The organism is Chryseobacterium paludis (genome assembly GCF_025403485.1).
GTDB lineage: Bacteria > Bacteroidota > Bacteroidia > Flavobacteriales > Weeksellaceae > Chryseobacterium > Chryseobacterium paludis.
On the sequence record NZ_CP099966.1, the window covers coordinates 1,100,269 to 1,119,276 of the forward strand.

A 19,008-nucleotide genomic window follows, 5' to 3' on the forward strand; every position below is an offset into this window, starting at 1 on the left:
TACTGGATTTTAGTGGTGAGAGTAATAGATTATGTTTATGTGGTTTTAATTTCTAAGATCTTAGCCTTCAACTTTTAATTAAACAAAAAAGGCTGCCTATTATCAGACAGCCTCTCTTATAGTATATAAAAAAGACTTTGTTGATCGTGTAGGATCGACTATTCTAAATTCTCATATCTCCAGATTCCTGAAATGTTTAAGACCGTTAATCCAGGTTGCTTTTCTCCGTAACTAAATACACAAAAATATTTTGAATGGCAAAATGAGCAGTCAGTTCCAAAATATAAAGTTGGTAAGTTATTTACCGTTAATGCTCCAAAATGCAACATGCCTTGTGAAGTTTCAGCAACAGCTCCATTCTTTAATAATTCATTTTTTGATAATACTTTATCTTCATTATAAATTTGAAGGATTGGAAAACCTGATTGATATGGGACTATTTCAATGGTATTTTTATGGCCACATTCGCAACAGGTGAAATTGGTTACAGCTGCCGGAGTGATTTCATCATTTGTGAAAATATCCTTATCAACAGGAACTTTTTCACCAATGTTTATTTTTTTTGATATTGAATACATTTGAGTTTATTTATTGCTGAATAACCGTCCCTACTAAGTTATTATAGTGACCACTTGGACTCTTTTTAATAGTGATTTTCACATATCCTTCTGCAGCTAATTTATTCCATGTTTTCTGATAACCGGTAGCAGGATCTATAGGAATTTTCCACATCGTTTGCTTACCGCCACCTATTTGATTGAACCAAGGAATGACATCTGCTGTTTGAGATTTGAAAGGTAATGAATTATTTAAAACATCGATCTCATAATAAAAATCATAAGCATTTTCAGGTTGATTTAATGCTCTTTGTGAGAAGGTGTAAACATATCCATTTACTATGGGACTTGTAAAACTTCCCCCTAAAGTTGGAATTCCAGTTCCGTTATAATTAATAGCTCCGCTGTATCTGTCAAATTTCTGTCCAGCCTGAAAAGAAACATCATCTACGATATTGTATCCTCCATTTGCAGGTGGCCATCCACCATTTAAATTATTGGCTTTAAATAATGCTTCCAGTTCGCTCCATTTACCTTGCTTGTATAAATCAAATGCCTGATTTCTAATCGTCTGATTAACAAGCCCAGCTGTATCATATGTTAAAGCAAATTCATCAGCATTTTTGTAGAACACATGTGTGACTCCATTTGTGTTGTCGATTTCATCATCTCTGTCAGAACTACAGGCAATTGAAAAAAATGCAATAGCTAAGAAGAAGATGTACTTAAATAAATGTTTCATAGTTAATAGTTTTTTAAATGTAAAAATTGAGTGAGTATTATTTGAAGGGTTGCATGTAGCATCAATTTGAGAAGGTATTTCCTTGCCAACAAGGTTGTTGCACGTGTTTTTTAAAGCAGGATCAAAGAAATAGGCAAGGTGATTTACCGTCAAAAAAAGAGCTGATGCTCCCTTAAATACAAGTTGGGTAAACGGTACAATAAAAGAATAATACTGAATGATAAATTTAATCAAAAAAACTTAAATATTAAATATTTTATTTAAATAAAATATTATTTATAAATTAAATTCATTAGTATCTGTAATTTATGATAATATTTTACATTTTAAAGACTGGATTCTATAATTTGCAATAAAAAAGGCCGTCTATTTCTAGACGGCCCTCACAAGGTTTAATTATAAATAATTAATTTTTAATAAATCTCTTAGCGATTTCGCCAATCTGAATCATGTAAGCACCTTTTATAAGATGACTCACATTTACAGTACCTTTTTCAAGTTTTCCTGAATTGATTAGTTTTCCACCCATATCGAAGATCTTATATTCTTCTGATGTTGTATTTGAGATATTTAAAATATCTCTTACCGGATTAGGATATAATTTAACTTCAGTCAATAATTCCTGAGTATTAAGCTTATCTCCTCTTCCTGAAGAACCAATATTTAGAGTATAATCTTCAACCTGTCCATAGGTGTAAGTTCCACAAGATGATGATGGAATAGAGCTATATTGCATCATTACTCTCATTCTTGTTGCTCCTAAAGTTGCTGAAGCCGGAATTGTAATACTTCCTGTTACCGGCGTTGTAGTAGATCCTGATTTTGTCCAGGCTAGCTCTCCGCTATCAGTAAAGTCACCATCTTGATTATAGTCGATATACACCGCGTATGCTTCACTGTAAACTGTCGAAGTCCATACTGGAGTTATAGAAACTGTATAAGCACTTCCTCTTGTTACATTGGTAGAAACAGAAGTGAAGTTTTCGTATCCTGCAGTTCCTGTAGAGCTGTTATTAATGGTTCCGAATTTTACGTTTCCGATTCTTTCATCAGCCGTATTATTTGCAGATGCAGAGCAATAGGTTACAGTACCTCCTCCAAGAGTAGTTACACTTACAGAATTGCTAGATACAGAAGTGTTTCCTGCCGCATCTTTTGCTTTAACTGTAAAGCTGTAAGTAGTGGTTGGACTTAAACTTGTTACTGTATACGAAGTAGTAGCAGTAGAGCCAATTAATGAGCCTCCCTGATATACATCATAACCTGTAACTCCTACATTATCTGTAGCTCCGCTCCATGAAAGATTGGTAGTTGTAGAAGTCGTTCCAGAAGCTGCAAGGGTAGGTGCTGTAGGAGCTATAACATCTGTTCCTCCAGATCCAGCGTTTACAGTAATGTTGGCATTATTTACATCAAAGAAGATGTGACCGGAACCTTTAACCATAATTCTTCCAGTTGTTGTAGAAGCATTTGGTATAGTCACCGCTTGAGTACCATCATTTGGAGTTCCGGCTAATAGGGTAGTCCATGTATTCCCACTATCAGTTGACCAAAGGATATCTACATTAGCAGCATTCACTCCATTGGCAGTAGTTCCTGCAACATTCCATGTTACCGTTTGAGAAGTTCCACCCGTATATGTTGTTGCTGAATTTTGTGAAGAAACACTGAATGGTCCTGCAGTAGCGTTTACTGTGATCACAGCGTCGTCAGAATTATTTCCTGAACCACCAGCTCTGTTATCACGAACCGTAAATCTGAAGTTCAGAGCTCTGGCTACATTAGATAATGCTTCAACTGTAATTTCTGATCCTGCCGTTGTGGTAGCACCAGTTAATACAGAAGCCATTCTAGGGAAATATCTTGTTGGCGAAGTAGTTGGAGTCCATGATCTGAATGTAGGACCTGAAGCTTTTGTTGCACTTGCTGCAGAGCTGGCTCCTGTTTGAGAGGAGGATGCATTATCCATTTGCTCCCAAACATACGTTAAAGAATCACCATTTGCATCAGTACCCGTTCCTGTCAGCATAAATGGTGTGCCTTTAGGAATAGTATAGTCTGAACCTGCGTTTGCTGTTGGAATTGAATTTCCTGTTGCAGTACTTACCGGACAGGTTTTAGCTTTGATATTATTGGTAATCTGTTGGATGCTTATCGCATGAAAAAAAGCATCGGAATGGGGTTGGATATCCTGGGCAGTAATTCCTGCATATCCCATAATAGTTGATCCTGATCCAGGTTCCATATTGGCACCTGTTCCTTCATTACTCATAGAGAATGTATGGTTTCCTCCAAACTGATGCCCCATTTCGTGAGCTACATAATCAATATCGAAGTTGTCTCCAGAAGGGATTGCATCTGCAGGAGAGGTGTACCCACTTCCTTTAGATCCATTTGTACATACACAGCCAATACAGCCGGCATTTCCTCCACCTCCGGTAGCACCGAATAAGTGGCCAATATCGTAATTAGCTTCACCAATCACGGAAGTTAAAGTACTTTGAAGTTGTGAGTTCCAGCTGCTCATTCCGGATGCTGCAGAATATGGGTCAGTGGAAGCATTGGTATAAATTACAGCATCATTATTAGAGATAAGAACCATTCTTGCTGCAAAATCCTTCTCAAAGACACCGTTTACACGGGTCATTGTGTTATTCATTGCTGCTAAAGCATTGGCTTTTGTACCGCCGAAATAAGTGGTGTATTCTCCTGTACAGGAAAGAGCCAGTCTGAAGGTTCTTAATTTTGCATCATCCGCATTTGGTCTGGCTGCAAGATTGGTGTTGTCAATCCCTTTTTGAGCAACATCAATTACAGTACATTCAAATTTGTTGAGATCATCTTTTTTGTCTGATTTTTTGTAAACAACATAAGTGGATAGATCTTTTGTGTAGGGTTCAATGAAAACAGCTGATTTATCACCGTAGATTTCCATAGAAGAAAGCCCTAATGAAGAAATACTGAAATAGACAGTGGAATTAGAATCTCCTAAACCTTCACCAACATACGATTTGATATCCGGGTATCTGGCTGCCAGTTGAGGATCAAAGTTTGAGTTTTCTCTTACTTTAAAGTTTTCCATCTTTCCTTCAGAATTAGGGAAGGAAACGATGATTTCTGATTTCTCTCCAACTGACAGTCTTTTAGGAGCTCTTGAAAGTACATTCTTTAAGCCATTAATATCCAGAGTGTAAACTTTGGGATCACTAATGCTGGTTTTGTTCTCAAAAACATTTGTAGATGCTTTTTGTGAGCTTTGAGACCAGAGACGATCAGTCTGCGCGAAAGAAATGCCCGTCATAAAAAGCACTCCGATCAGAGTTAATTGTTTTTTCATAAAATATTTATTTTGATTGTGGAATATCAAAGCTAATAAAAAATTCATTACGAAAAACAAAATTTTTTAAGAAGATTTTTGAAAGTTGATTTAAAATATTATTCGATACATTGAATATGCGGTAATTTGTATTGTATCAAAAAAAGAAAATAGCACACATAAAATACGTGTGCTATTCATTTATCGGTGAAATAATTCTAAAATTATATTCTATCGTCTGCTGTGGGTCCGTATATTCCGGGAATTTTATTTCCCGTTGATCTTAAATAGACAACCAATTCACCTCTATGATGGTACAAATGATTAAACAGAAAACCTCTAATTACCTGAACTTTTGGAGTAGGCGGGAAGAATATTTTTCCGTGCATTTCCATTTTCCATTCATTAAGATAAGTCTTTTCATCCCAGTTTTCTAAAACTTGTTGAGCTTTGGCAACGTTGTCTTCAAACTTAGCGACAATATTTTCGGCTTTGGAAATATCTCCTTTATCATACTGATACACTCCCATGTCAAAAACGTCCTGATTGAATGTATATCCATACCAGTTGTATATTTCTGCTATATGGGACGCTAATTGGGCTGTGGTCCAGTTTTTTTCTGAAGGTTTCCAATCCAGAGCACTGTCAGGAATGGCTTTTAAAATTCTTCTGCTATTTTCTGCTTCATGTAAAAACTCACCTAAAAGGGCTTGTTTAATCATGGTATTCGAATTAAATTATTGGGTAATATCTCTTCCTATTACTAATCTCTGGATCTCAGAAGTTCCTTCTCCGATGGTACAAAGTTTAGAGTCTCTGTAATACTTTTCAGCTGGGAAGTCTTTCGTATATCCGTAACCTCCAAAGATCTGAACCGCATTATTAGCAATTCTCACACAAGCTTCAGATGCATATAGTTTTGCCATAGCACCTTCTTTTGTCATTTTTTGCTTTGCATTCTTCAATGTTGCAGCTCTTTGAATAAGAAGTTCTGCAGCATCAATTTCAGTTGCCATATCAGCAAGCATAAAGTTGATAGCCTGGAAACTAGCAATTGATTTTCCAAACTGATGTCTTTCTTTAGCATATTTTAAAGCTGCTTTATAAGCACCTCTTGCAGTTCCTAAACTTAAAGCAGCGATAGAAATTCTTCCTCCATCAAGAATTTTCATAGCTTGCTTAAATCCTTCTCCAACTTCTCCTAAACGATGAGAATCCGGTACACGAACATTATCAAAGATTAGTTCTGCTGTTTCGGAAGCACGCATTCCCAGTTTGTTTTCTTTTTTTCCCGAAGTAAAACCTGGCATTCCTTTTTCTAAAACAAAAGCAGTAGAGTTATTCTTAGCTCCAATTTCTCCTGTTCTTGTCATTACTACGGCAATATCTCCTGAAATAGCATGAGTAATAAAGTTTTTAGCTCCATTAATGATCCATTCATCACCATCTTTCACAGCAGTTGTAGACATCCCTCCTGAATCTGAACCTGTATTATGTTCTGTTAATCCCCAAGCCCCAAGTACTTTTCCGCTTGCTAACTGAGGCAACCATCTATGTCTCTGCTCCTCATTCCCGAATTCATAAATATGATTGGTACAAAGAGAATTGTGTGCTGCTACAGAAAGTCCGATAGAAGGATCTACTTGAGAAATCTCATCCAGGATAGCAACATATTCATGATAACCTAACCCAGAACCTCCGTACTGCTCAGGAACAACAATTCCCATAAAGCCCATTTCTCCTAACTGATGAAATAAATCTTTTGGAAAAGTCTGGCTCTCATCCCACTCCATAATATTGGGTCTGATATTTTTTTCAGCAAATTCCTTCGCTGTTTCTGCTATCATTTTAATGTTCTCAATAATCTCTGTATTCATATAATAAGTAAATAGTTAGTGCTCAAAGATACTTAAATTGTGGAAATACTAAAAATAATTGTTCCGGCGACAATATTACATTTGCAATAATTTAATTATCAGTTTTTTACAACAGGAGATTTAATATTTTTTTAATAATCAGGAGACCTTTGTAAATGAATTATTTCTCTACTTTAAAGCTTTAATTTTAAATATGAAAAAACTTTTATTTCCTGTCATTTTATTTTCGTCTTTTATTTTCGCACAAGCTCCTGCTGGATATTATGACGGAACAACCGGGCTTACGGGTTACGCTCTAAAGTCGAAACTGCATGATATTATTTCAGCAAAGAATATCAGTTGGCATTATGGTGATCTTACCAATTATTATAATCAGACTGATCTGGATGTATATTATGATCATGACGCAAGCAATACCACTTTGTTATTGGATATGTACTCTGAAATCCCGACAGGCCCTGATGCTTACGAGTATACAACAGCTAATTTAATAGGAAGTTCATCTGCTGAAGGACTAGGGTGGAATCGGGAGCATATGATGCCTCAAAGTACTTTTTACAGCAACTATCCAATGTATTCCGATCTGTTTTATGTTGTTCCTACTGATGCGAGAATCAATCAGTTAAGAAGTAATTATCCTTACGGGATTTCTATGACCACACCTTCTAATGTATTTTATACATTTACCAATTCCTCAAAGATTGGAAAAAGTGCCATTCCTAATTATGTATATACAGGTCGTGTTTATGAACCTATTGATGAGTTTAAAGGAGATGTAGCCAGAAGTCTATTGTATTTTGCTGTCCGATATGAAGGGAAATTAGGTGCTTTTAACTTTAATAATAATTCAAATCCAGCCTCGGACACCAATCCTTTAAATGGTACTGAGGAAAAGGCTTTTGACGATGCTTATATTGCAATGTTGCTTCAATGGCATACACAAGATCCTGTTTCCCAAAGAGAAATTGACAGAAATAATGCGGTGTATGCAATCCAGAAGAATAGAAATCCATTTATAGATCATCCACAATGGGTAAATGCTATTTGGAATCAAACCCCGGATAATGTTGCTCCTCAGGCTCCATCTGATTTTAACGCAACTCAGATAAGTACTTATTTTACAACGCTAAGTTGGCTGCCAAGTTCAAGCTCAGATGTTATTGGATATAAAATCTATCAAAATGGAACACTGGTCGCTTCTACAAAAAGTACTTCTATAAGCATTGATCATCTTTTACCTTCTACAAATTATTCTTTTACCGTAAAGGCATACGATAATGGGTACTTACTTTCGCCGGATAGTAATGTGATTTCTGTAAATACACTTGCCTCTGATGTCTATGCAAAAGACCTTTTTATCTCTAAATATTTAGAAGGAACATCAGATAATAAAGCAATAGAAATTACAAACAGAACCGGACATCCGGTTAATTTAAGTGATTATAGGTTGTCAATTCAGTTTTCGAGCACAAACAATTATTACTTTCCAGCACCTTACGAATTGGAAGGGATTATTCAAGATAATGAAGCCTTTGTCTTGTTAAATCCAAATGCTAATTTTTCATGCTATACAAATGACGAAGCTAAATTTGTTACAGCAGCTCCTCAAATGACCTATTCTGGAAGTCAATACCTTGAATTGCGATATAAGTCAGCAACAGTTGATGCCATCGGAATAAAATCTCAATCTAATTTTTCAGTGCTGGGTAATGTCTCTTTATATAGAAAAGCAAGTATTAATCAACCAACAAATTCTTTTAATATTAATGAATGGGATATTCATTCCAGTAATTATTGTGAGGATCTGGGAACTTTGTCTGCATCACCTGATATTCGTTTTGTTGAAAATGATACATTCAAAATCTATCCAAACCCTGTACAGGATCGTATTTTTGTAAGTGGAAAAACAGAAAATATAAAAATAGCTCAAATCATAGATTGGTCAGGAAGAAGCATTATTACTGAAAAGCTGCCATTTAAAAACAAGACCAATATTTCAGTACAAAATCTACAGCCAGGAATATATTTGTTGAAGTTAGATGACAAAACATATAAGCTTATTAAGAAATAATTTTAAAGAAGATACCTGTTTTAGGATAACAAAATATAATGAAAATAGATTTTACACGTTTATTTTATAATCTCTAAATCCCGTAAAATCTTCTGTTTTAGAGATAATCGATATAAGCAGATTCACTAATAATTAATATCTATAAGTGTTTCTGCTTATATCTTTTATTTATAAGTAATTATGCTTATATTTGCAAAATGATAGCGGTCATTACCGGTGATATTATAAATTCGCAACATGCAGACACAGAAGTTTGGATCACCAAACTAAAGAATCTCCTGGAGAATTGGGGAAGCTCACCCCTAACATGGGAAATTTACAGAGGTGACGAATTCCAATTCAAATGTACTATCGATGAAGTTTTCTGGCGTTTTCTTGCCATAAAATCTATTATAAAAAGTCAGGAAAATTTAGATGTAAGAATGGCCATCGGTATCGGTGAAGAAAATTTTTCATCTGAAAAAATTACGGAATCCAATGGAACGGCATATGTACATTCCGGAAGACTGCTTAATGGACTGAAGAGTGACGGAGATACTGTTGCTATTAAGACTTCTAATGAGGCGGTGGACAGAGATCTTAACATGCTCTTGAAGTGGTCATCCAAGGATTTTGATAACTGGACAATGGCTACAGCCGAAATTATTCATGAAATGATCATGAATCAAGATATTACACAGGAAGATCTTGCCAAAAAATTTGCCATCTCACAATCCTCGGTAAGCCAGAGGTTAAAACGTGCAAATTATGACCTTATTATAGAAACTAATCAATATTTTAGAAAGAAAATTTCAGAACTGTAAAATGATTTTCACTAAACTCATATTGGCACATTTACTCGGAGATTTTCTTCTTCAGCCAAATTCATGGGTTGCTGATAAAGAAAATCGTAAGCTGAAAAGCAAATATTTATACTTACATATTCTTATTCATACTGTTTTAACTTTCATTTTCCTTTGGGATCTGCAGCTTTGGTGGGTCGCTATTTTAGTGGGAGTTTCTCATTTTATTATTGATGTATGTAAGCTAAGTTTTCAAAATGTAAAAACAAAAAAAAGATGGTTTTTTATTGATCAATTCCTTCATGTTTTGGTAATCGTTGGAGTTTCATTCTATTTTAAGGAATTCGACCTTAAAATTTTAGAAAATCAGGATTTTTTAAAAGTATTGATGGCTGTTTTATTTTTAACGACTCCATCATCTATTATCATTAAAATATTATTGTCTTCATGGACTCCGGTTGCTGAAGCACAAAACAATATACAAACCGAATCTCTTACGAGTGCCGGAAAATATATAGGGATCTTGGAACGTCTACTGGTATTCATTTTTATTTTAGTGAATCATTGGGAAGGCGTAGGTTTTATGGTTGCTGCAAAATCTGTTTTCAGATTCAGTGATCTTGCACAGGCCAAACAACGAAAGTTAACGGAGTATGTACTCGTCGGCACACTTTTAAGTTTTGGAATGGCTGTTCTAACAGGAATTTTAATTAAATAATTATAAATCTAACTATAAAAGACAATTTAGAAAATGGAAAAGAAAGAAATGTTGTACGAAGGTAAGGCTAAACAAGTGTTTGCTACCGATAATCCTGATCAAGTAGTAGTGCGTTTTAAAGATGATGCTACCGCTTTTAATGCTCAGAAAAGAGGACAAGTTGATCTGAAAGGCGAAATGAACAACGCGATCACTACTTTGATTTTTGAGTATTTAAATGAAAAAGGGATTAAAACTCATTTCATTAAACAATTGGACGAAAGAGAACAATTGGTAAAAAAAGTATCCATTATTCCTTTAGAAATGGTTGTAAGAAACTATTCTGCAGGAAGTATGGCTCAAAGATTAGGGGTAGAAGAAGGAATAAAATCTCCGGTAACTATTTTTGACATCTGTTATAAGAAGGATGAATTAGGAGATCCACTAATCAATGATCACCATGCTGTTTTCTTAGGTGCAGCTACTTATGAAGAACTTGATGAGATGTATGAGTTAACTTCAGATATCAACGAAATTTTGATCGATCTATTTGATAAGATGAATATCATCCTTGTAGATTTCAAAATCGAGTTAGGTAAAACTTCAGATGGTGAGATCATCTTAGCCGATGAAATTTCTCCAGATACTTGTAGATTATGGGATAAGGACACTATGAAGAAATTGGATAAAGACCGTTTCCGTAGAGACTTAGGAGAAGTAACTGAAGCGTACGTTGAAATTTATAACAGATTGAAAACTTTACTAGGTAAATAATTTCAGTCAGTAGATCTCAGATGCTGTATAATAGCCTCTGATTTATTCATTACAGAAAAGTTTAAAATTATAATTTGAAGTTAACTTAGACTTAATTTTAAGATCTAACTTCTAATATTTAGAAAAAATGGAAAGTTTAGACATTCATAAAAGTGAATATTTAAAACAGTTTAAAAACCAGGCCTACGGTAGGAATCTTTTCAGAACGAATGAAGAAGAAAGACTTGATGCTCCCAATGAGGAGTGTGGGATTTTCGGATTATATTCTGATAATGATCTGGATACGTTCTCTCTTTCTCAGTTCGGGCTTTTTGCATTACAGCACAGAGGCCAGGAAGCTTGTGGTATTTCCGTTCTGAAAGACGGAAGGATCAACAATATGAAAGATGAGGGATTGGTTTTAGATGTTTATAAAGATATTCAGAATCCTGAAGCTTTTATGGGAAATTCTGCAATAGGGCATACTCGTTATACCACTGCAGGAGACAAAAAGAAGTACAATTTTCAGCCATTTTTCGCGAAAAACGAATATGACCAGATTATACTTTCGATTGCACATAACGGTAACTTAACCAATGCGAAAGAATTAAAAGCTGAATTGGAAGCTGAAGGAGTTGTTTTCAGAGCAACTTCTGATTCTGAAGTAATATTGAGATTAATTCAAAAAAATCTTGATTTAGGATTAAGAGGAGCAATCAAAGCAACTATGGAAAAGATCGAAGGAGCTTATTCTGTAGTAGGAATGACGAGAAATAAATTCTTTGCATTCAGAGATTTCAATGGGATCAGACCTTTAGTATTAGGAGCTATTGATGAGAAATCATATGTAGTAGCTTCTGAATCTGTAGCTCTTGATGCTGTTGGAGCACAATATGTCCGTGATATTTTACCTGGAGAGATCGTATATACGAATGAGAATGAAACTGGATTACATTCTTATATGGTTAATGATAAAGGAAGACAGAGAATCTGTTCTTTTGAATATATTTATTTTGCAAGACCCGACTCTACATTAGAAAATATTAATGTTTATGAGATCAGAGAAAAGTCTGGTGAGAAAATTTGGGAGCAAGCACCTGTAGATGCCGATTTAGTAATTGGAGTTCCAGATTCTGGAGTACCAGCTGCAATTGGTTTTTCTAAAGCATCAGGAATACCTTTCCGTCCAGTTTTGATCAAAAACAGATATATTGGTAGAAGTTTCATTGTTCCTACTCAGGAAATGAGAGAAAGGATTGTCAATTTAAAGTTGAATCCTATCATTTCTGAGATCAAAGGAAAAAGGGTAGTGATCATCGACGATTCTATCGTCCGTGGTACTACTTCCAAAAGATTGGTTAAGATCTTAAAAGACGCCGGTGTAAAAGAAATCCACTTTAGAAGTGTTTCACCACCTATCATCGCACCTTGTTATTTAGGAATTGATACACCGTCTAAAGATGATCTGATTTCTGCAAATATGACAACAGAACAGCTTAGAGATTATTTAGGAGTTGATTCTTTAGAGTTTTTAAGTACCGACAATCTTAAGGAGATTTTAGGTTCTTCTAATCATTGCTTTGGATGTTTTACAGAAGAATATCCTGTAGCAAAAGGAGAGGAATTAGAACTGTTTAATTAATTGTTTACATTAAATAAAAAAAAAGGTCAGATATAATTATCTGGCCTTTCTTATTCTGTAAAACATAAATCCAAACTTGAGGGCTCAACTTTTTTGTTTTTTCATATAAATGTAGCAAAAGCTTAATATTCCTGTATTACATAGTGTACAAGTAAGTTTTAATTTTGTAAAATGAAAATTCAGGATATGAAACACACATTTTTCACAGCTATTTTTCTTGTATTTGTTCAATTGTATTCTGCTCAATCTTTCGATAAGCAGGCACACCGTGGAGGCAAATCTTTATACCCGGAAAATACAATCCCGGCTATGAAGAATACATTAAAAATGGGTATTACCACACTTGAAATGGATTTAGCCATTACAAAGGATAAAAAAGTAATTCTTTCCCATGATGCTTTTCTTTCACCTGAACTGGTAACAAAGCCTGATGGAACCTATATTCCCAAAGACTCTGGTTTTTACTATAAAATTTATGATATGTCTTATGCGAGAATTCAAACATTTGATGTAGGCTTAAAAAAACTTGACAATTATCCTGATCAGAAGAAAATGAAGGTACAGAAACCTCTTTTTTCAGAGGTAATAGATGCATGTGAGACTTATTCCCGAGAGTTGAAAAGACCTTTGCCCTTCTATAATATAGAAACTAAAACCCGTCCTTTCTCTGATAATATCTTTCACCCTGAACCAAAAGAATTTGTGGATCTGATGATGAAGGTTATCTTAGAAAAAAAGATTCAAGATCGCGTTATTATTCAATCTTTTGATCCAAGAACACTTGAAATTATCCATAAAGAATATCCTAAAATAATGACGGCTTTACTGGTTGAAAAAGTTGATGATAAAAAGATCGCACAACAACAGTATTACTTTAAAAACATACCAGCAGAGAAATTCAAACTATACCCGAATCATCTTAATGGTGTATCCGGAGATATGAAGTTTCTAAGCTTTATTCCTACTATCTACAGTCCGGATCAGTCTCTTGTTACTCCTGAATTGGTGAAGGAATGCCATACAATGGGGATGAAAGTTATACCATGGACCGTTAATACTAAAGAGAGATTAAAGGAACTAAAAGGTATGGGAATAGATGGATTGATTAGTGATGATCCACGAATATTTGAATAAACTTTTACCTTATTTTTACTTTCTTGATTCAATAGAAATGGCTGGAAGAAGTTCTTCCAGCCATTTTACAATGCAAAAAGCTGCATTTTATGGTTAAAAAATTGGTTGTGGTTATTAAAACTTATAGTTCAAACCTAACTGAAATGCTCTGTTGTTGTTTTCAGCTGCAGGTCGGTTATTATCAATCTTAGTTAAACTGTTAACATATCTTGCGTTAATTCCTAAATTAGGAGTAAAGTAGTAACCAAGACCAATACCTAAACCGAAATTGAATTTGTTGATGTTATCTTTATCAATGGTTTCAGAAGTAGATTCTCTCTGAGTAGTGGTTACACCTGCTGTAGTACTTGTAACAGTTGTTTCACCTTTGTTTTTTCCGTTGATGAAATAACTGAACTCAGGACCAGCTTCGAAATAAAAATTATCTACTGGTTTAAACTGTACCATTAATGGAACTGAAATATAATTCAATGTAGTTTTAAAATCCGACTGTCTTTTTACAGTTGTAGCACCTGTTGTAACTTCAGAAGAAGAAAGAACACTCTTTGCCCCTAATTGGTTATACAATACCTCCGGTTGTAAACTAATTTGTTTAGATAATGGGATATTTACGAAAGCACCTGCATTAAATCCTATTTTCTGATTGTTTGCACTTAATTTTTGCTGACTGAAATAAGCAGAAGTTGCCCCTGCTTTAATACCAAATCTAATAGGTTCCTTTTCCTTATTAACGGTGGTAATAGTAGTCGTTGTCGTTTGTGTTTCTTGAGCGAAAGCTAATGAGCCAGCAACTATTGCTAGTCCTAGAAATAACTTATTCATAATTTAATTTTTTAATTTTACTATTTCTTTTCGCCTGGATTATTCATTCAGACTCGATGTATTTTGCAAAAGGCTTGCCATAATTATAATTTGATGATTTGCAGTAAGATATGTCAAGAAGCGCCTATTTAAAACAATCTTCAATATTACACTTGAGGGGGATTTTTTTAGTTAATTTCAATTGTTTGGTTAAATTTTTAAGTTAAATTCAATTGAAAAAAAATATGTGCATTTTTTGAAATATTTTTTAATATTATCTTTATTCATCGATCATTGCCATGCTTTTTCTTATAAATGTTATAGTTTAATGTTTAAATCTACGATGCCAAATACTTTATTTACTTATCATTTATGGTTACTTTATTACATTTTAATAAAACAAATAGCATTAAATAATATAAAGATTATCTGTTAATTCTTATAATAGAAGTATCAAATCACAGATCTTCATGAAACAATGTACAGTGGTTTTAAAAGAATATGAGAGAATAGAAGAATAGAGTATTAATGAAAATAAAAAGAATGTCAACTTATAGAATAAAAAACCGGTTAGATTTAAGTAAATCTAACCGGTTATACCGTAATTAAAACAGTGTTATTTGTTGAATTTGTAAGTAAGACCTACTTGGAATACATTATTTTTTCCATCAGCTTGAAAACCATTTACTTCTTTAGTAATATTAGTAACACCTGCTACATATCTTAAATTAACACCAATGTTTTTGGTAAAGAAATATCCTGCACCTAATCCTATACCAAAATCAAAACTTTTAAGAGCATCCTTAACATCTACTGATACGGATTGTCTTTTAAGAGTGGAATCGATCAGGAAACTGAATTGCGGTCCTGCCTCGAGGTAAAGCTGTGGGGTAGCATTATATTGGAACATTACCGGAACTGAAATATAACTTAAATTCAACTTTCCATTACCATTTCCATCTTCTTTTGTTCCTATCCCATTATATAATATTTCAGGCTGTACACTAAAACTTGAAGCAACAGGGACGTTCATTAAAACACCTCCGTAAAATCCAGCTTTTGCTTTAGTATCATCACCAGAAACCGTAGAAATGTTAAGACCGGCTTTAACTCCAAATGTTTGAGCAAATGTTAGCGAGCTTGCAACAACTGCTAATCCTAATAATAATTTTTTCATAGTTTAATTTGTTTTTTAATCTTAGCTATTTTATGCAAATTTCTTGCCAAAAAATGTTAAAATAGTTAAAATATACATGTAATTTCTTAAAATTAATGATTGGAACCTAAGTTGTTTTATAAAAATTCAAAATTTAATTCTGAAGTTTATTTGAATTTATACACTAATCCTATCTGGAAAACATTATTTTTTCCTTTAGGTTGCATACCTCCAATTTCTTTGATAACATCTCCAACACCAGCTATATATCTTGCTGTAAGACCAAGGCTTGGGATAAAAAAATATCCTGCGCCGATACCAATTCCAAAGTCAAAACTTTTAATATAATCCTTTCCGTCTACTGACGTTGAGCCATTTTTAAATTTAGAATCAATCAGAAAGCTAAATTGAGGACCCGCCTCAAGATAAAATTGTGGAGTAGGGTTGTATTGAAACATAACAGGAACTGAAATGTAATTCAAGTTGGTTTGAAGATCATTATCCCCTTTAACCTTAGTCCCTATACCGTTGTATAAGATTTCTGGCTGAACACTAAAATGGGATGCAACAGGAACGTTCATAAGGACGCCACCATAAAATCCTGCTTTTGCTTTAGAATCACTGGTATTGATCGTTGAAAGATTGAGACCTGCCTTTACTCCAAATTTCTGAGCAAAGAATAAAGAACTTGAAATGACAGCTAAACCTAGTAATAATTTTTTCATAGTTTAAATTTTTTTTAAAATTTAAACTATCGGAGCAAGTACCTTACCAATGGAGTAGAACTATTGAAAATATATGAAAAATGGTTAGATTTAACCAGTAAATCTAACCATTTTATTGAAATCAAAATTTGTTATCTGAATGTGTTTCTTAAGCTTATTTGAATTTGTAAGCTAAACCTACCTGGAATACATTATTTCTTACTGCATCAGATCCACTAGGTCTGTTTTTAGCTACATCTGTTAATCCTGCTACATATCTTGCTGTAACACCAAAGTTTGGAGTAAAGTAATATCCTGCACCTAGACCAATACCAAAATTAAAGGTATTTAAATTATCTTTATAATTATCGGTCGTAGATGAGTTACCATTACTTTCATTTTTCACTTTATTTTTGGCACTAACCATTAATCCAAATTCAGGTCCTGCTTCTACATAAAGATTAGGAATAAAATTATACTGGAACATTACCGGTACAGTAATATAATCTAATTTTGTTGAAGCTGAATATTTAGTACCTAATACAGTATAATCAGTTTTATTACCATACTGAGAATAAAGAACCTCAGGTTGGATACTGAAAGAACTTGCAATTGGGATATTTGCAAATACACCAGCATTAAAACCTATTTTAGATTTTTGATCATCCAAACCATTATCTTTAGAAAGAGATGAAACGTTCATACCTCCCTTAACACCAAATGTAACTGGGCTTGAAGATGAAGTAGAAGTTGATGTTGTTTGCTGAGCAAATGCGAATGAACTTGCAGTTACTGCTAATCCTAAAATTAACTTTTTCATAACTTTAATTTTTTAATATTTTACTTTCTTAATTTTAAATTTTACTACTGTCAATTTTCCGTTGACGGGGAGTATCTTTCAAATTGGATGCCAAAGAATGAAATATGACAAAAATCAGGTAGGCTAAAACAAAGGAAATGATCATGATCCAAACTCAAATCATTGATTATCAGATGATAATTTACATTAAACAAATGTTTGTTTAACACAACTTAAAAATCACTTAAATTTAACTATACCTTAATTTTTGTAAAAAAAATACTAGTAATCGCGAAAATCACTTGCTATTTTAATAAATCCTTTTAGACTTTACTTATTGTATGAAAGGTTAATGCTGATCTATGTGATATATGATAAATAGGGTTCAATGTCCGTTAGAAGTCCATGTATTGGTGTTATCTTTTCACTATGCTCAAATAAATTCTATAAAAAAATCCCGATTTTTACAATCAGGATTCTACTTTATATTCTCAAAAAGCTTTTAGGCATCATTTAGTTTTCTATAAAAATGAAGAGACTTTTCTATATTTTCCTGGCTGCATTCATGATCATAAACACATGACCCTATTCCTGAAAGCAGGGAGAAATTAATTTTCTTTTCGGTATTCTTTTTATCATTCAGTAATAATGCAGAAAGATCTTCATCTTTAAAGTCACTGATATCTAAATAAGGATAGTATCTTCTAACGTTATCAATGATCATTTTTGAGTCTACTTTTGAGATCAAGCCTTCGAGATGAGAAAGATGTGCTTCGCAAATCATTCCTGCAGCAACAGCTTCACCATGCAGAATAGGATTTCCCTGTTCCAGGCAAGAACTTTCGATGGCGTGACCAATAGTATGGCCGAAGTTCAGTGTTTTTCTAACATTCTTTTCATGAAAGTCCTGCTCAACAACGTCCTGTTTAATAGCCATGGAGGTCTGAATATGAGGAAGTAATGCTTCTACATCAAGTTTTTGAATTTTTATCAGATTATCCCAATGCAGTTTATCAGCAATTAAACCATGTTTCAGCATTTCAGCAAAACCACTTCTTAATTCCTTAAAAGGAAGGGTTTCCAAAAATGGTGGGTATACAAAAATCTGTTCAGGGAATGTAAATGTTCCCACCATATTTTTATAATGCATCAGGTCAATTCCTGTTTTTCCGCCTATAGAAGCGTCACACATTGATAAAAGGGTAGTAGGGATATTAATAAACTGAACGCCTCTTTTATAAGTAGAAGCAACAAAACCACCCATATCAGTAATAACACCACCACCAAGATTAATAACCAATGCTTTTCTGTCGGCCTGCATTTCCGTTAAAATCTCCCAAAGCTGATTGGCAGTCTGAATATTTTTCATTTCTTCGCCTGCCTCTATTTCCAAAATTTCGAAACCTAAATCCGTTTCCATATTGCCTAAAAGAACAGGAAGGCAGTATTCATGAGTGTTTTCATCAACTAATATAAAGATTTTACTGAAAGATTTTCCATGTAAAAAAGCATTTAATTGAGAAAACTGATCATTTAATAGTGTTATCATTTCCGGAATAATATATAATTAATTGTAAAACAATATCGCAAAGTTATGATTCTTAATTTTTAACTCATAACTAAATTACTATCTTTGCAAAAATATTTAGAATGAGCAGAGACAATAATAATTCAGGAAAACCTAAAAGACCCAGAGTTTCAACTAGAAATTCAGGCAGTTCTCGTGCTCCTAAATCTGGAAATTCTTCAGAATCAAAACCTTTCAAAAAACCATTTTCGAAAAGCGGTGACAAAAGTTTTGGACAAAAAGATAGAAATGAAAGTGGCAATTCAAAATTTGAGAAAAAGCCTTTCAGTAGAAGTGATAGAGACACAGATGGCAGCTCTAGACCTTTTAAAAAACCTGATTCTAGGAGAGGTGAAACAAATTTTGAAAGCCGAGATGAAGATCGTAACCCAAAATCTGAGAGACCACCT

The 19,008-nt window shown here is 33.8% G+C and carries 16 protein-coding genes; 6 read left to right on the top strand and 10 right to left on the bottom strand.

Features of this window, described 5'->3' with window-relative positions; genetic code table 11:
* Positions 1 to 158: 158 nt before the first annotated feature.
* The 5 genes from NG806_RS04650 to NG806_RS04670 form a co-directional block, all read right to left on the bottom strand.
* On the bottom strand, positions 159 to 578 hold the full coding sequence (locus NG806_RS04650; RefSeq protein WP_214825187.1) for a hypothetical protein: 420 nt from the start codon (positions 576 to 578) through the stop codon (positions 159 to 161).
* A gap of 10 nt (positions 579 to 588) precedes the next feature.
* Entirely contained in the window at positions 589 to 1,299 is a 711-nt protein-coding gene (locus NG806_RS04655; protein ID WP_214825185.1) for a glycohydrolase toxin TNT-related protein, read from the bottom strand.
* A 406-nt stretch (positions 1,300 to 1,705) separates the two neighbouring features.
* Positions 1,706 to 4,636, bottom strand: coding sequence for a reprolysin-like metallopeptidase (locus tag NG806_RS04660; protein ID WP_261512129.1), 2,931 nt, complete (start codon positions 4,634 to 4,636; stop codon positions 1,706 to 1,708).
* A 203-nt stretch (positions 4,637 to 4,839) separates the two neighbouring features.
* Entirely contained in the window at positions 4,840 to 5,337 is a 498-nt protein-coding gene (locus NG806_RS04665) for a DinB family protein (RefSeq protein ID WP_214825181.1), read from the bottom strand.
* 15 nt (positions 5,338 to 5,352) lie between these two features.
* Positions 5,353 to 6,492 (bottom strand): acyl-CoA dehydrogenase family protein, encoded by a 1,140-nt coding sequence (locus tag NG806_RS04670; RefSeq protein WP_214825178.1) that lies wholly within the window; start codon positions 6,490 to 6,492, stop codon positions 5,353 to 5,355.
* Between the two features lie 193 nt (positions 6,493 to 6,685).
* On the opposite strand from NG806_RS04670, the gene NG806_RS04675 reads away from it, so the two are divergent.
* The 6 genes from NG806_RS04675 to NG806_RS04700 all read left to right on the top strand — a co-directional run bounded on the left by NG806_RS04675 (position 6,686) and on the right by NG806_RS04700 (position 13,571).
* Positions 6,686 to 8,563, top strand: coding sequence for an endonuclease (locus tag NG806_RS04675; RefSeq protein WP_261512130.1), 1,878 nt, complete (start codon positions 6,686 to 6,688; stop codon positions 8,561 to 8,563).
* A 197-nt stretch (positions 8,564 to 8,760) separates the two neighbouring features.
* The gene (locus tag NG806_RS04680; protein ID WP_214825172.1) at positions 8,761 to 9,366 is read left to right on the top strand and encodes a SatD family protein; all 606 of its coding nucleotides are present in this window, start codon (positions 8,761 to 8,763) and stop codon (positions 9,364 to 9,366) included.
* Between the two features lies 1 nt (position 9,367).
* Positions 9,368 to 10,063, top strand: a complete 696-nt coding sequence (locus tag NG806_RS04685; RefSeq protein WP_261512133.1) for a DUF3307 domain-containing protein — start codon at positions 9,368 to 9,370, stop codon at positions 10,061 to 10,063.
* A 33-nt stretch (positions 10,064 to 10,096) separates the two neighbouring features.
* On the top strand, positions 10,097 to 10,816 hold the full coding sequence (gene purC / locus NG806_RS04690) for a phosphoribosylaminoimidazolesuccinocarboxamide synthase (RefSeq protein ID WP_034686328.1): 720 nt from the start codon (positions 10,097 to 10,099) through the stop codon (positions 10,814 to 10,816).
* Positions 10,817 to 10,943: 127 nt separating this feature from the next.
* On the top strand, positions 10,944 to 12,437 hold the full coding sequence (purF, locus tag NG806_RS04695; protein WP_214825166.1) for an amidophosphoribosyltransferase: 1,494 nt from the start codon (positions 10,944 to 10,946) through the stop codon (positions 12,435 to 12,437).
* Positions 12,438 to 12,623: 186 nt separating this feature from the next.
* Positions 12,624 to 13,571 carry a glycerophosphodiester phosphodiesterase family protein gene (locus NG806_RS04700; protein WP_261512135.1) on the top strand — a complete coding sequence of 316 codons (948 nt, stop codon included), beginning with the start codon at positions 12,624 to 12,626 and terminating at the stop codon, positions 13,569 to 13,571.
* A gap of 114 nt (positions 13,572 to 13,685) precedes the next feature.
* Here NG806_RS04700 and NG806_RS04705 read toward each other — a convergent pair whose 3' ends face one another.
* The 5 genes from NG806_RS04705 to aroB all read right to left on the bottom strand — a co-directional run bounded on the left by NG806_RS04705 (position 13,686) and on the right by aroB (position 18,580).
* Positions 13,686 to 14,393 carry a porin family protein gene (locus NG806_RS04705; protein WP_261512136.1) on the bottom strand — a complete coding sequence of 236 codons (708 nt, stop codon included), beginning with the start codon at positions 14,391 to 14,393 and terminating at the stop codon, positions 13,686 to 13,688.
* A 595-nt stretch (positions 14,394 to 14,988) separates the two neighbouring features.
* Positions 14,989 to 15,549 carry a porin family protein gene (locus NG806_RS04710; protein ID WP_261512137.1) on the bottom strand — a complete coding sequence of 187 codons (561 nt, stop codon included), beginning with the start codon at positions 15,547 to 15,549 and terminating at the stop codon, positions 14,989 to 14,991.
* Positions 15,550 to 15,695: 146 nt separating this feature from the next.
* On the bottom strand, positions 15,696 to 16,253 hold the full coding sequence (locus NG806_RS04715; protein WP_261512138.1) for a porin family protein: 558 nt from the start codon (positions 16,251 to 16,253) through the stop codon (positions 15,696 to 15,698).
* Positions 16,254 to 16,407: 154 nt separating this feature from the next.
* Complete coding sequence (locus tag NG806_RS04720) at positions 16,408 to 17,052, bottom strand: porin family protein (RefSeq protein WP_214825142.1); 645 nt, start codon at positions 17,050 to 17,052, stop codon at positions 16,408 to 16,410.
* A 481-nt stretch (positions 17,053 to 17,533) separates the two neighbouring features.
* A complete protein-coding gene (aroB, locus tag NG806_RS04725; RefSeq protein ID WP_261512139.1) occupies positions 17,534 to 18,580 on the bottom strand; it encodes a 3-dehydroquinate synthase in 1,047 nt (348 codons plus the stop codon).
* Positions 18,581 to 19,008: the final 428 nt, after the last annotated feature.

Coding starts and splice junctions, on each gene's coding strand:
- NG806_RS04670 (WP_214825178.1), bottom strand. CDS start 6,492: ATGAATACAGAGATTATTGAGAACATTAAAATGATAGCAGAAACAGCG.
- NG806_RS04655 (WP_214825185.1), bottom strand. CDS start 1,299: ATGAAACATTTATTTAAGTACATCTTCTTCTTAGCTATTGCATTTTTT.
- NG806_RS04700 (WP_261512135.1), top strand. CDS start 12,624: ATGAAACACACATTTTTCACAGCTATTTTTCTTGTATTTGTTCAATTG.
- aroB (WP_261512139.1), bottom strand. CDS start 18,580: ATGATAACACTATTAAATGATCAGTTTTCTCAATTAAATGCTTTTTTA.
- NG806_RS04715 (WP_261512138.1), bottom strand. CDS start 16,253: ATGAAAAAATTATTACTAGGTTTAGCTGTCATTTCAAGTTCTTTATTC.
- NG806_RS04680 (WP_214825172.1), top strand. CDS start 8,761: ATGATAGCGGTCATTACCGGTGATATTATAAATTCGCAACATGCAGAC.
- NG806_RS04660 (WP_261512129.1), bottom strand. CDS start 4,636: ATGAAAAAACAATTAACTCTGATCGGAGTGCTTTTTATGACGGGCATT.
- NG806_RS04665 (WP_214825181.1), bottom strand. CDS start 5,337: ATGATTAAACAAGCCCTTTTAGGTGAGTTTTTACATGAAGCAGAAAAT.
- NG806_RS04710 (WP_261512137.1), bottom strand. CDS start 15,549: ATGAAAAAATTATTATTAGGATTAGCAGTTGTTGCAAGCTCGCTAACA.
- NG806_RS04685 (WP_261512133.1), top strand. CDS start 9,368: ATGATTTTCACTAAACTCATATTGGCACATTTACTCGGAGATTTTCTT.
- purF (WP_214825166.1), top strand. CDS start 10,944: ATGGAAAGTTTAGACATTCATAAAAGTGAATATTTAAAACAGTTTAAA.
- purC (WP_034686328.1), top strand. CDS start 10,097: ATGGAAAAGAAAGAAATGTTGTACGAAGGTAAGGCTAAACAAGTGTTT.
- NG806_RS04650 (WP_214825187.1), bottom strand. CDS start 578: ATGTATTCAATATCAAAAAAAATAAACATTGGTGAAAAAGTTCCTGTT.
- NG806_RS04675 (WP_261512130.1), top strand. CDS start 6,686: ATGAAAAAACTTTTATTTCCTGTCATTTTATTTTCGTCTTTTATTTTC.
- NG806_RS04705 (WP_261512136.1), bottom strand. CDS start 14,393: ATGAATAAGTTATTTCTAGGACTAGCAATAGTTGCTGGCTCATTAGCT.
- NG806_RS04720 (WP_214825142.1), bottom strand. CDS start 17,052: ATGAAAAAGTTAATTTTAGGATTAGCAGTAACTGCAAGTTCATTCGCA.